This is a genomic window from Paenibacillus sp. J22P143, from assembly GCF_059692035.1.
In genome coordinates, this window is record NZ_JCAUAQ010000001.1 from 542,144 (window position 1) to 556,461 (window position 14,318).

Here is a 14,318-nt window from a genome sequence, read left to right on the forward strand (position 1 = left end):
GTATGGTATCTTAGAAAGAAACGTAGACCGTAATTCCATCCAGTTCCCTAAGAAACATAGAAGAAGAACAAAGCCTATGGCTTTCCGTAATTGGAGAGACATAGGCTTTGTTCTTTTGGGCTGCTAGTAAGACCTATAGTGCGGCGCCTTTTCCACCATCAATGTTCACAGAAGTTCCCGTGACGTAAGACGCGGCATCCGATGCTAGAAAGGTGATCACATTTGCCGCTTCCTCGGCATTGCCGATACGACCAAGAGGAATATCATGTCGCGGATCGCTAGCAAATTCCTCCCAGGTCAAGTCTGGAGCGCGCTTTTTCCATACCTTCTCAATCTGGTCACTGCGAATCGTTCCAATACACACCGTGTTCACACGAATCTGAGCCGCGCCCAGATCCTTGCTCATCGCATTAGTTAAGGCCAATCCAGCAGCTCTGCTAACCGAAGTTGGGAGCGATGAAGCTGGGGGTGTTTTGGCTGCGGATGTCGTAATATTCACAATCGAGCCGCCGCCTGCCTCACGCATATACGGAATGGCAAATTGCGAGCAATGAATCGCCCCGAATAATTTCAACTCTAAATCCTGGCGCCACACCTCCGAGCTGACCTGCTCAAACGGTGCAGCAGCTGCCGTACCTGCATTATTTACAAGAATATGTAAACCGCCAAAACGACGAACGGTTTCTTCAATTGCACGCTGACAATCGGCTTCCGACGTCACGTCTGCTTGGATCGTGAGTACTTCACCCTCAGTCAAATTGGCAATTTGGATAGCGGCTTCCTGCAGCTGATCTTTATTACGTGCGAGTATAGCCACTTTCGCCCCTTCACGTGATAGCGATATGGCCGTTGCAAGCCCGATTCCTTTGCTGCCTCCTGTGATTAAGGCGACCTTGTCTTGTAAGCCTAAATGCATTGCTCTCGCTTCCTTTCATTCGATAAGTTTCCCTCAATATCTGAATAAGTTCTACACCAATAAGCATACGCCATCTCAACACCGATTTTCAAATCTCGATGGATCCCTCACCACGACAAAAACCATCAGGACCGATCATCCTCATGGTTTTCGTAGTTAAATAGACTGCTATTGATTTAAATATACAGCTTTGCCCGTACGTGCAGACTCATAAATAGCTTCAAGAATTTGTGAAACCACATACGCTTGCTCAGGTGTTACGACTGGCTCAATATCTTGGTCAATCGCATTGATCCAAGTGCGCATTTCCACATCCGCAGCACTTTCACTAGCGCCGTCATAGAAGGCAACGCCGCCTGCTTTCAAATCAACCTCGGTTGTATATAGTCGGCTATGCTTTTCACCATTGATGCGAAGTCCGCCTTTCATGTCCGCTCCACCCTCCGTACCGCTTAACGAACACTTTGCTTCGTCTACTTCAAGGGAATTTAACGCCCAACTGGATTCAAGGATAATCGTCGCGCCATTCTCCATCACGATCATCCCGAAAGCGGAATCCTCAACAGTAAACTTACTTGGATCCCAAGGTCCCCAAGCATTGGCAGCGTTTTCTTTCTGGGACAATTCATGATAGGACGTGCCTAATACAACCTTCGGCTTATAGTTGTCCATCATCCAAAGTGTAAGATCTAACGCATGTGTACCAATGTCGATTAACGGACCTCCACCTTGCTTCTCTTCGTCAAGGAAAACACCCCATGTCGGTACAGCACGACGGCGAATCGCATGCGCTTTAGCGAAATAAATGTGCCCTAGCTCACCATCTGCGCATACGTTTTTCAAATGTTGACTATCCGCGCGGAAACGGTTGTTATAGCCAATGGACAACTTTTTACCCGTGCGTTTCGCTGTTTCAACCATGCGTCTCGCATCTTCGGCTGTCTTCGCCATCGGCTTCTCACACATGACATGCTTGCCTGCTTCAAGTGCAGCGATTGCAATTTCCGCATGTGAAATATTCGGTGTTAATACATGTACAATGTCAATTGTAGCATCCTGCAATACTTCTTTATAATCTTCGCAAACGAGTGCGCCTTCAATCCCATATTTCACCGCTGCTGTTTCTGCACTCTCTTGAACAATGTCACAAAATGCAACTAATTCAACATTAGACAGTTTGCTTAAACTTGGTAAATGCTTACCATTCGCAATTCCACCGCAACCAATAATTCCAATTCGATACTTACGTGACATGTGAAGACCTCCAGTAGGTTTTTTCCTTGCATGCAACTATATGATATACAGACAACTTTCTTTAATGTAGCACAGGAAAACGCTCATTTTTAGTCTAACTTTCGGACAACGATACTCAGAAAATACGACACGACAAAAAACCAGGAGAATACCTCCCCTGGCACCAGTTCAACCATTTTTAACTTCCGCCTGCCCGCTTCTGGGCATCCTCCAAATAACGAAGGTAGAGTTGCTCATCTGGTTGCTCCCGCGTTAAATCCTCGTAGTAGCGAGCGACCTTTTGAAAATAATACGCATGCACATCACTGGTTGGAACCAGTTGATAAGGATCCCAACGATAGGTCTCCACGCGATATGCCTGGCCTTGCTCCTGCGTCCAGAGCGCGATTTCACAAAGTCCATCAGGGCCGTTTCGTGTTGGCATATCTTCAATTTCCAACTGTGAATATGTCGTGCCAGCAGGTATTACACGTTGAAATCCCGTCTGCGTCCATTGAATAATATCCAGCTCTGCTGAGGGTTCTTCGTCTCGTTGCCAACCGATGATAACATCCCAGCCTTCTTTCCGTGACACAGGAGCTGCTGCAAAATCCTTCACAGCCTGCCCTCTGCCTGTAGACGCCGACCCAATCGGAAACCAATTGCCGGAATACTCCTTCAATGAGAATAAATATTGACTATCTAAATATCTATACAGGGCTGTGATTTCTGGAAATCCATCCCCATCCACATCGGCATATAGAATCGCCGCGGGATTCCCCTCCTGCTGCAGCACGACAATCTCGGCCTCCTGAGGTATACAGCTGCGGACGACGGAAAGAAAATCAATTGAAGACAAGCTCATGGTTATCCCTCTTTTCGCATCTTCTCAACACAAGTATATGCGGAGGGGAACTTGGCACATGTATAGCTGAATGAGGGATGATAAGATGTTCAGAGGTTTAGGCGCTGCCGCGTTGCTCCTCATGCAGCTTGTGAACACATTGGATAAACCGCACAGTCTGGGTTTGCGCTCTCATCACAACGGAATGGGTTTGTGCACGACCTCCCCAGCCATATTTGACACCGTTCAAAAAATCGCCGGATGTTACCCCTGTTGCTGCGAAGATGATATCCGAATCTCCTACAAGATCAGACATTTTTAGCACTTTTGACGGATCGGAAATCCCCATTTCTAGACAACGCAGGCGTTCCTCTTCATTCGCCGGCAGCAGTCGGCCTTGCAACTCCCCACCCATGCAACGCAAGGCAGCCGCTGCAAGCACACCCTCAGGAGCACCTCCTGAGCCAACATGCAGATCGATGCCAGTTTCCGGGAAGGCTACCGCCATCGCACCTGCCACATCGCCGTCACTGAGCAAATAAATTTTGACGCCAAGCTTGCGCAGGATCATGATGTGCTCCGCATGCCGATTACGATCAAGAATGGAGACTGTAAGCTCTGAGAGATCCTTTTGCAGAAAGCTTGCTGCTTTCTGAATAGTCACATCAAGAGAATCTTCGAGACTCAGCTTGCCAGCCAAACGTGGCCCTACGGCCAGCTTCGCCATATACATATCAGGGGCATGGAGGAGATTTCCCTTCTCAGCAATAGCAACAACGGAAAGTGCGTTGTTACGCCCGCTTGCTACAATTTCCGTTCCCTCTAACGGATCAACCGCCACATCGAATTCAGGACCGATTCCACTGCCAACTTCTTCACCGATATATAGCATGGGAGCTTCATCCATTTCCCCTTCACCAATAACGACCGTCCCCCGAAAAGGTACAGCACTGAAATATTCACGCATCGCAGAAGTGGCAGCTCCATCCGCATCGATCTTATTCCCTTTTCCTGTCCAGCTGGCCGATGCGATGGCTGCTGCCTCCGTTACCCGTACGATTTCCAACGACAAGTCTCTTTGCATACGCGATCCATCCTCTCGAAATTGGTTTGATTCGTTGTTTGATGCGTTATGATCTTTCCTCCAAGATTATGCCTGCCGTTTCCTCAATCGCTTTCTCACTTACATCAATAACCGAACAACCCAATTCGCGATACAACCTCATGGCAAAAGCCATTTCTTCTTCCACTCGCTCTTTGGTGGCATATTTGGCTCCAAATGGAAGCCCTACGGCCTTCAACCGTTCCGTTCGAATCCCAATCAGTTTATCCGCACTCATCGTGAGTCCGACCAATTTCTTCGGGTCCAGCTCATATAAAATCGCAGGAGGTTTAACCTCTGGAACGAGAGGATAGTTAGAGACCTTAAATCCTTTGTGCGCTAAATAAATGCTAAGTGGTGTCTTCGACGTTCGTGACGGTCCCAGCAGTACGATATGCGCTTGTTTCATGGTGCTAGGATCCTTGCCATCATCACTATTGACGGTAAACTCTACGGCTTCAACCCGTTGATAATACTGTTCGTCCAATTGATAGAGCAGACCCACTTTTCGTTTAGGCGAGTCCTTAAATGTATCAATGAAGGCTTGCATCATGGGTCCCATAATATCGATCGCATTCACGTTCAATCGGATGGCTTCCTGTCTCATCATTTCTCTTAGCTCTGGCAGCACGAGGGTGTAGGCGATAAAACCCTTCATCCGTGAGGCTTCTTCTACGATCGTACGCACTTCGTCTTCCGTTCGGATGGAACCGTGCCTCTTGACGACAACCTGACTTGCATTAAACTGCCTGATCGTTGCTTGTACAACCGTATTTGCTGTTTCTCCTACCGAATCCGAACATACGAAAATGGTATGCAGCTTCTCTCCCATGTAAGTTCCCCCTGATTTACGTCCCCAGCGCTACATCCAGCAGCAATTTGGTCATCGTTGTTTTCGTAATCCGGCCTACTACTTCCAGCCCTTCCCGGCCTTCAGCTGCATTGACAACAGGTAAGCTGTCAACTTCATGATGAATCATTTTCCGCGCTGCCTCTAACACACTTTCATCTGGCTTCACTGTTATAATGTTGGGTTGTCTGGTCATCACTAATGATACCGGCATAGCTGTTGCCGTTGCATGTCCTAGCGTTACCTTCAGTAAATCCTTGCGTGAGACAACTCCAGCTAGAGCCCCCTCTTGATTGACAATCATCAGACTTCCCACATTTTCTAGAAAAAGTGTTACAACCGCGTCGCTGACTGAAACAGACTCTAGTAATATAACAGGAATGCCCATCACATCCTTTACCTTCATCGACTCAATCAACTTGAATGGTGTGTGTACGTCGAGTGCTGCTGTTCCGAGAAAATAACCTACTTTGGGCTTAGCATCGATGTGCCTTAACATCACTAATACAGCTAAGTCCGATCGAATGGTCGGTCGACTAATCCCAAGCAACTCAGCGATACGTTCCCCAGCAATGGGCGCATATTTACCGACGAGATCAATAATTTCTAACTGGCGGGCTGTAAGCTCGATGATGTTTCCCTCCTAAAGCAATAAAATACGGTTATATAGTGTGTTCTATTTGTTATATATTGTACATTATATAACATTTATTCGAAATATAAAGTTGTTTATTGCCTAAATAAGAAAATATTATCACCTATTTCATGAAATAGACAAAAAAAACTCCATGCCTACCTAGATGGTAGGAGGAGTTTCTTCATTGCCATATTCGTCATGTACACACCCAACACGATCCAGAAAGCACCCAACAGATGATACAGCTGTAACGACTCTCCGGTAAAGGCGGTTGCGAAGATCGCGCTAAACAACGGTATAAAGTTGAGAAAACCCGCACAACGCTGAGGACCGGCAAGCTCAATCGCTTTATTCCAGCTTAGGAAAGCTACGATGGACGCGAAGATTCCTACATACAATAACCCGCTCACTAATGCGGAACTACACGACATATGAGGTGACTTGATCATCCACTCGATTGACGAACTTGGAATCAACACGACAAGCGCAACGGTTATTTGCACTAGCAAAAAGGGACTTGCGGGAAATCGTCCCGCCATCTTTTTCATGCCAACCGAATATAATGCCCAGCATAAGACGGCGATCAGCATGAACCAATCCCCTTTATTGACAGATAATCGGAGGAGTGCGGACAAATCCCCCTGACTAATGATCCAACACACACCTAGGATGGACACACCAATTCCCGGTAGTGCCCACCAGGCGAGTCTTTCTTTCATCACAGCCCAAGTGATTAAGACAACGAAAATAGGTGTCGCCGAATTCATTAGAGAGGCATTGATAGAACCTGTGTATTGGACAGCGACATAGGTTAGTGAGTTAAATCCCGCTACACCGGTTAGTGAGAGGAACAGCACCATTTTCCAATGAGCTAGAAATTCATATTTAAGCTGCCAAGCGGCTTTCCCAAAAAAGGGTAGTAAACATACAAAAGCAATACTCCAGCGGCCCGCTGCCAATGTGATTGGAGGAATATGTAAGACGAGAGCCTTACCTGCAACAAAGTTCCCTCCCCATATGCAAGTTGCGAGAATTAATAATAAATAAGGTGAACGTTTCAGCATGGATGAGCTCCTTTAGGATTTACGAATACACTTGTCCAATTCTTAGGCATCAACAAGTTTACCATCTCCCCACAGATCTTAACAACCGTTCGCCCTAATCTGATTGCCGATAAACTTACGAACGGTAGGGTAGTAGGATTATTGATGGCAGTCCTGTTGCTTCCTATAGATGAGATACTGCTGCAGGAGAACGCCTCAACATGCTACAGATCCTCATCCAGAAATTGCACCTCACAAAAACAACCGAGGGGAATCATTTCGCGCAAATAATGCAGCATATTTCCCTTCTCGTGCTCTTCCATCCGCTTAAGGGAATCGAAATCAAAATGAATCATGCTATTGATGACGTCATAATGCTTAAAACGCAAACGCCCGTATGGAAATTGCCGATTGATCGCGGCTAGAATACCATATTGATTCAAGTTCGTCCGCAAAGCGGTTTGCACAATTGCAAGCGGTACTTCCTGCTGTAAAGGAACATTATCCGCTCTAACCGCGTTATACGCCTTTACTTGGTAAACCACATAAGGATACAAGTAAGCGTTTGCATACTTCTCCACGTTCAGTGCATCTTGTTTCGTTAATTGCAAATCCTCTGTCCAAGCATAGATTGTCGCCTTATATTTTTCTGAAGTGTGAATTCGGATGTACCTTAACTGGGGAAAGCGAGTTTTCACAAGCTGTTCCGATAATAGCCGTGTTCCCACCAAGATCACCTCTTTCGATCATGCCGTTGTGTAATAGTATATGCATGAAAACAAAAACAGCTCTCCTTTTACTTTGAAAAGGTAGCTGTATCGTCTTTTCATCTTGCATCAATATGAGTCCACAGGTGCCCGCCGTCTGGGAATTCTGATTATCCCACTAATGGCGCTCCCCTCACTCATCTATATTCGGGAACTTGGCCATATATGATATGGAGACAATTGTGGTGGTCAACCTCAGCTAGATCGCGACAGCACTTTACTCTGGCGAAGTAAGATTCATATTACGAAATCAAGGTGGGGGCTGATTGTTGATCTGTAGTGATGCTTTCATCATTTCAGATCGGAAAGCGGCAATTCTGCTGCTGAAATGATGTTTTTCATCATTTCATACGATGAAACCGGGGATGGGACAGCGCTTTTCAATCTGTAGTGATGTTTTTCATCACTTCAGACGATGAAACCGGGGATGGGACAACGCTTTTCAATCTGTAGTGATGTTTTTCATCATTTCAGACGATGAAGCCGGGGCTGGGGCAGCGTTTTTCAATCTGTAGTGATGTTTTTCATCATTTCAGACGATGAAGCCGGGGCTGGGGCAGCGTTTTTCAATCTGTAGTGATGTTTTTCATCATTTCAGACGATGAAACCGGGGATGGGACAGCGCTTTTCAATCTGTAGTGATGTTTTTCATCACTTCAGACGATGAAACCGGGGATGGGACAGCGCTTTTCAATCTGTAGTGATGTTTTTCATCACTACAGACGATGAAACCGGGGATGGGACAGCGCTTTTCAATCTGTAGTGATGTTTTTCATCACTACAGACAGCAAAGGCCGTCCCTGAAGGTCAAATGACCTTGAGGAACGGCCCCATTTGCTGCGCTTCTTACAAGCCTTTCGCTTTCAAGAAAGCTTGCCATTGCTTAGTCGTTTCTGCATCAATCTTATCTTGGCCTGCAGCTTTCAGCTTGTCGATATATTTCTGCAATTGCTCAGCAGGATCTACGGCACCTGTTTCAAGGGCAACTTGGAACTCGTTATCTACGGCGGTCACGTTCGCAACCTCAGATTTGATGGTGTCTCTATTCACATCAAAACCGTAGGAAGCAGGAACCATCGCGCTTTGGTTCAATTTAATTGTTTTATCCCATACATCTGGCGTTTGTGCACCTTTCAAGTAGGCATTAAATTGATTTCCGAACACCCAATCCACATTCGGCGCATAGCCGGAATCCTTGATCGGCTCAATATATTTGTCATCCTTCTTCGTATAGTGCTTGCCTTCCAACCCATTCGAAATCAAGTTATATAACACTTTGTCTGTGTTGAGAAGATTGATAAACATGAGTGCGCGTTCTGGATTTTTGGAGGTTTTGGAGATTACCTGCATCGCACTCGCAACACCCGTGAAGTAGGAATCGGAGATTGGCACATACACAACAGCATTACCGCCATTATTGGCCATTTCATCCACTTCGCCGCCTGGTTTCGTTGTAAACTCAAGGCTTACTGCCACTTTACCTTTTTTCTTCAGATCCGTAATGTTTTTCAATAGAGGTGCATCCTCGTTGATATAGCCAGCTTTCGACCAGTTGTGCATCGTCGTGAAGAAGTCTTTCTTATTCTGAAGCTGTTGAATTTTCGTAATCGACGTGTACGCTTTGTCATCCTTTTTGTAGGCAACCGCAAGACCATCTGCCGCAACCAGATTCGGATCTGTGTAAAGACCCCATGAGTTCTGTGCCATACCGAAAGGAATGACATCCTTTTCATTGTCTTTGATTGATTTCAAGAAAGGCTCAATGTCCTTATACGTCTTAATCGAATTAACATCCAACTTGTATTTATCAACAAATTGTTTTTGGATCACAAGGCTCTTTGTTTTGGCTGCGATTTGATAAACGGGGAAGCCATACACTTTGCCATCGGTAGCTTTCATATCAGGCCAGAATTTATCCGGGATATTCTTACGCGCGTCTGGCGCATATTTGCTAATCATTGCATCGGTTAATTCCAAGAGTGCTCCTTTATCGATGTTGGGTTGATAGCTCAAGAGCCAATATTTCGAGCCCCAAGCCAAATCGAATGCTTCACCAGATGCCATAATCGTATTTAATTTAGGATCATACTCATCAAATGAAAGAGGTTTCAAGTCAACCGTAGCATTGATTTTACTTTTCACGTATTTGTTGATTTCCTCATTCACGAGAGCCTGATCTTTCCCAGGTGGATTACTTGGATAATAAAATGTCAATTTAACTTCTGGCAGTGTACTTGGTGCAGGTGTGGCAAGAGTGGTTGTCGTTGTTGCCGGTGTTGTAGCCACAGGAGATGACGTTTCACTTGCCTTATCGGTCGTACAACCAGCTAACATTGTAAGACTTAGAATCGTAATGGCCATACTGCTCAGGTACGTTTTTTTACCATCTTTCAACCTAAACACCTCCGAATGAATAACCCCTATTGTTATCATAACAAGTACAAGAACTAGCGCAAGAGTAAGACATGACTAGCCAGCTAAAAGTAACCCTCACCTCCTCTCATACCTCTAGGAAACTAACTCTTTAACGATCCTACCGTAATGCCTTTTACAAAGTACTTTTGGAAAAAAGGAAACAAAATCATCATCGGACCACCTGCTACTAGCGCCATGGCCATCCGAACAGATAAGGTCGGAAAGTTGGCAAACTGTAGTTTACTTGCAGCCTCAGCCAGAGGGGAATTCGCTAGAAATTCGATTTGCGATAAAATGCGAACGAGCAGCAATTGAAGCGGAACATATTTGTTATCATCAATAAAAAGAAGCGCATTGAACCAGTCATTCCAATAGGCAAAAGAGATAAATAATCCGAGTGTCGCTAGCGCTGGTGTGGAGAGCGGCATGATAATGCGATAGAAAATACGAAACTCATTTGAACCGTCGATCTTCGCCGACTCGATAATTTCCATCGATATTTTATCCAGATAACTTTTCATGATAATGACATTAAAAGGATTCATCAACAGCGGAATAATGAGTGCTAAGATGGAATTTTTCAAATGGAGATACTGGGACATCAGTATGTAAAACGGAATTGTCCCCCCATTAAATAACAAAGTGAAGAAAATATAAAACGTAAGCGGACGATGATAGCGAAAGTCTCGTCGTGACATTGGATAAGCCGTCAAGGTCGTTAATAATAGTGAAAGTACCGTCCCCGCAATGGTAATACCAATCGTAACCCCATATGATTTCAGCCAAATGTTTGGTGACTTGAACACAATTCGGTACGCTTCCAAGCTGAACTCCTTGGGTATAAAGCGGTACCCGTAATGAACTAAACTGTTCTCCGAAGTCAATGACACCGCTATAACGAGCACAAAGGGGATGATCATCAGCAGGCATACCAATGCGAAAAACACATGAATATACCAAATTGATGGTGGCTTTGCTGGCTTAACTGGTTCAACTGGTTTAGCTAATGCAAGTTCCATTGGACTCCCCCCCTTTAAAATAACGCGTTATCTTTATCAATACGGCGAACCGCTGCATTCGCAGATACAATCGTAACTAACCCCACCACGGACTGCAGAAAGCCTACCGCCACCCCTGAGTTTATGTCACCAAGCTTCGCCAGAGCACGATACACATACGTATCAATAACATCTGTCGTCGGTAAGTTGGCACCCACATTATTCGGCACAAAGTAATGCAGTCCAAAGTCACCTCGGAAGATATTGCCTAAACCAAGAATAAAAACAATGATTATTAACGGCTTCATGAGCGGCAATGTAATGCGTAAGATCATCTGTAGGCGTGAAGCGCCATCTAGTTTAGCCGCTTCGTAATATTCCGTGTTGATCCCGACGATCCCCGCATAGTAAATTAAAGTCGAGAAACCGACACCTTTCCATACAGCTACCACGGGCAGAATAAATAACCAAGGCGTTGTTTCCAAATACCATTTATGTGGTGAAAGCCCAATATTTAATAGCAAACTATTGAGATACCCACCCTTATGCTCCAAGAAAGCATACGCAATGTAACCTACCAATACTAATGAAATGAAATAAGGAAGAAATAATGTCGTTTGATACACCTTCACCATACGACCGCTTACCTCATATAACAAAATAGATAAGACTAGCGCTGCAAGCGTGCCGAGGAGGATATACGTCATGTTGTACAACAAGGTATTTCGGATGATGCGAAAGGCATCTTGTGACTTAAATATAAATTCGAAATTTTTGAAGCCGACCCATTTGCTCCCCAGAATCCCTTGATCATACCTGAAATACTTGAAGGCTAAGATGAGTCCGATCATGGGCAAATACTTAATCACTAGTTCGAACAAAATGCCTGGCATCGCAAGCAACAGTAGCTCCCTATTCTTACGCAGGTGTTTGAATTCCTGAAAGAGCCATCGTTTTTTGATTGGATGTGATTTCCTCATTGTGCTCCTCCTCCATATCCGTATCTTGCCACAGGTTGAAGCGTTTACATAGCGTACGATGTTCGAATTCATGTAGTAAGGATGTGTACAATGTTCGAATTACTCTCTTTCACCCTCTAAAATGCTAAAAAACCGCCCTCTGTTCACCAATTGGTGGTAGAAGTGGCGGTCGGACAAACACATTTCCCTTGTTACGAAATGGATTTCTTCATGCGATATTCCTTCGGTGTACTGCCGAATTTAGCTTTGAACAGCCGAAAAAAGTAACTTGGATTCGCATAACCGCATTTCTCCATGATCTCTAAGACCGAGTGATCTCCGTTCTCAAGGAACTGCTGCGCATGCTTTAGGCGGATTTCGTTGATATATTCCGTGAGTGTCAACTGGTAGCTATCCTTAAACAATTTCCCCAAATAGGCGGATGACAGCTTGACTGTTGCGGCAATCGTTTGTTGACTGAGATTAATATCCGCATACTTCTGATGAATGAGTTCTTTGACCGTTTCCAGGATCATGTCATTCCGTTCCACATTGGACGGCTTCTGCCCCTCACAAATTTGTGCACATAAGGCTAGCAGGGAAACGTACATCTCCTCTAAGGTTTCTTTCTCCTGCGGAATCTGATGGATATAATCCACGTTGAAGTTCATCTTCGTTACTCGATTTTCCATAATTTCAACGACCGTATACTTGATTACCCAAGCTAAATTCGTTACGGCGCGATGGATATCATGATAATGAAAGGTGGCAAAAAGGGAGAATGCTTTCTCCAGCTCGATCCCCGCTTCTGTCATTAAGCCCTTCTTCAAGCTCTCGGATAATTTGCGCTCGATTGTATCTGGTATCGAAACTCGCTTGTTGGCATTATTTTCTTGGACCCTTTCACTTGTAATAATGGACTTATACCCAAAAATTAATTTGTACAAGCTGTTTTGCATCGCTTGCGTATAGCCGGAAGATAGCTGCGTTAGCTGTGTGATTCGATCACTTATGCCGCAAGAAAGACTTAGTCCGTAATAAGTCTCAATGGTGATCTGAATATCTTTTAAGAGAGGCAAGAAATGGTCATCAAGCGTAATGTCAGCATTGTCGGTAAGAGAAACAATCAGCACGACATGATCCCCCCAAACCTCAACAGCTTCGCAGGGATACAACGTTGACATCATTTCCTGTGCAATATTCGTAATGGCAAAGCTATGCATTTTCTTCAAGGAAATAACTGTGTTCCGACTATAGGCCTCGAAATGATCCAAACGGAGCACACAAACAACGATTTCAGATGGATAAGCAATGTTCAGCCCATGCTTCTCAATTAGACTACTGATATCGTGATGTGAAAATAATTGACCGTCCGTAATAAATTTCCGGATGTAGTATTTATTGACGATATGCTCGGAACTGATCTCATGTAACGTATCTGATAACTTCAGATAATGTTCACTCATGGCGTGAAGCTCATCGCCTTCTGACTGCGCGGATGGCCTTTCACGCGGATGCTGAAACCGAATCCGATGCAGCATATCTTCAATGGGATGATACAATTTGTAAGACAACCATACTGAAATGCCTATCGCAATAAGAAGCAATACCCCAGAAACAAGGAGTGACTTCGTACGCGTCTGTGTGACTTCCGCCATCAATTTGTCGTACGACTGCACGTAGAGTATCGTCCAATTCGGAATCGGATTCGCCATATACGTAATCATGCTTTTGTTACCTTCCACATCACCAATGACGAATCCTGAAGGTTGGTTCGTTTCTCTTTTATGATTAGCAATGTAAGTGTGAATGGTAGCCTGCGTCTGCTCATTGGCATAGGTGTGATTTAGCTGCGAGGAGTAGAGTCGTCCATCCTGATCGGCCATGAGAATATCGCCTTGCGAACGACTGCCTGTATCATTCATTTTCTTCAAGCTATCGAATACCCAATCTGACTTGATATAGAAGATAATGGCGGATTCTTTGGATGAGAACGGCTTTAAAGAATCGGTTACGACGAAAGCGAACGTATCAATCTGGTCATCCTCGCGTTCAAGGCTTACAGGGATTAGCCTGGAGGTTTCGTGCTTTTGCGTAGGATCGAGCAGCCAATTCTGAATTTTCTTCTTCGTTACGCCACCGTCCAATAAGAAATTACTGGTGGTGCCGTAGATCTCATTTTGAGTATGATTGTAGACGACCATGGAATGCAAAAAGGAAGAGCTTTCCAAAATATTCGACATGCGCTGATAACCGCGGATTAAATCCATTTTGGGCAAATTTTCATCAAACATAAGCGGAATCAATAAGTTGTCCTTGAGAACAAAGGACGATAAGTGCGTAATAATTTCATTCATGTACGAGAAGTTATATTGCATCTGCGTGAGAATTTTGAGATTCGAATCCTCCTGAATTCTCTTTACCGATTTCTCCAGAAGGTACGTATTAGCAAAGGTAGAGGCCAATAGGACAATAACCATCGACAACATGATCGAGCTTAGTACGCGTTGCAAATATTTCTTGGATTTATAGAAGCCAAATCCTTTCAAATGTA

The 14,318-nt window shown here is 44.7% G+C and carries 12 protein-coding genes; all 12 read right to left on the minus strand.

Annotation, left to right across the window (positions count from 1 at the left end; all coding sequences use genetic code 11):
* Positions 1-133: 133 nt before the first annotated feature.
* A complete protein-coding gene (locus tag AC58PQ_RS02735) occupies positions 134-916 on the minus strand; it encodes an SDR family NAD(P)-dependent oxidoreductase (protein ID WP_497240428.1) in 783 nt (260 codons plus the stop codon).
* Between the two features lie 168 nt (positions 917-1,084).
* Positions 1,085-2,170 carry a Gfo/Idh/MocA family protein gene (locus AC58PQ_RS02740; protein WP_497240429.1) on the minus strand — a complete coding sequence of 362 codons (1,086 nt, stop codon included), beginning with the start codon at positions 2,168-2,170 and terminating at the stop codon, positions 1,085-1,087.
* 178 nt (positions 2,171-2,348) lie between these two features.
* The gene (locus AC58PQ_RS02745) at positions 2,349-3,014 is read right to left on the minus strand and encodes a hypothetical protein (protein WP_497240430.1); all 666 of its coding nucleotides are present in this window, start codon (positions 3,012-3,014) and stop codon (positions 2,349-2,351) included.
* A gap of 97 nt (positions 3,015-3,111) precedes the next feature.
* A complete protein-coding gene (glpX, locus tag AC58PQ_RS02750) occupies positions 3,112-4,077 on the minus strand; it encodes a class II fructose-bisphosphatase (RefSeq protein ID WP_497240431.1) in 966 nt (321 codons plus the stop codon).
* A gap of 46 nt (positions 4,078-4,123) precedes the next feature.
* On the minus strand, positions 4,124-4,927 hold the full coding sequence (locus AC58PQ_RS02755; RefSeq protein ID WP_497240432.1) for a pyruvate, water dikinase regulatory protein: 804 nt from the start codon (positions 4,925-4,927) through the stop codon (positions 4,124-4,126).
* A gap of 16 nt (positions 4,928-4,943) precedes the next feature.
* Positions 4,944-5,579 (minus strand): helix-turn-helix transcriptional regulator, encoded by a 636-nt coding sequence (locus AC58PQ_RS02760; RefSeq protein ID WP_497240629.1) that lies wholly within the window; start codon positions 5,577-5,579, stop codon positions 4,944-4,946.
* A 158-nt stretch (positions 5,580-5,737) separates the two neighbouring features.
* Complete coding sequence (locus AC58PQ_RS02765; protein WP_497240433.1) at positions 5,738-6,646, minus strand: DMT family transporter; 909 nt, start codon at positions 6,644-6,646, stop codon at positions 5,738-5,740.
* 203 nt (positions 6,647-6,849) lie between these two features.
* The gene (locus tag AC58PQ_RS02770; RefSeq protein WP_497240434.1) at positions 6,850-7,353 is read right to left on the minus strand and encodes a hypothetical protein; all 504 of its coding nucleotides are present in this window, start codon (positions 7,351-7,353) and stop codon (positions 6,850-6,852) included.
* Between the two features lie 885 nt (positions 7,354-8,238).
* Complete coding sequence (locus tag AC58PQ_RS02775; RefSeq protein WP_497240435.1) at positions 8,239-9,786, minus strand: ABC transporter substrate-binding protein; 1,548 nt, start codon at positions 9,784-9,786, stop codon at positions 8,239-8,241.
* Between the two features lie 122 nt (positions 9,787-9,908).
* Positions 9,909-10,826 (minus strand): carbohydrate ABC transporter permease, encoded by a 918-nt coding sequence (locus AC58PQ_RS02780; protein ID WP_497240436.1) that lies wholly within the window; start codon positions 10,824-10,826, stop codon positions 9,909-9,911.
* 14 nt (positions 10,827-10,840) lie between these two features.
* Positions 10,841-11,785, minus strand: a complete 945-nt coding sequence (locus AC58PQ_RS02785; protein WP_497240437.1) for an ABC transporter permease — start codon at positions 11,783-11,785, stop codon at positions 10,841-10,843.
* A gap of 191 nt (positions 11,786-11,976) precedes the next feature.
* Complete coding sequence (locus AC58PQ_RS02790; RefSeq protein ID WP_497240438.1) at positions 11,977-14,313, minus strand: helix-turn-helix domain-containing protein; 2,337 nt, start codon at positions 14,311-14,313, stop codon at positions 11,977-11,979.
* Positions 14,314-14,318: the final 5 nt, after the last annotated feature.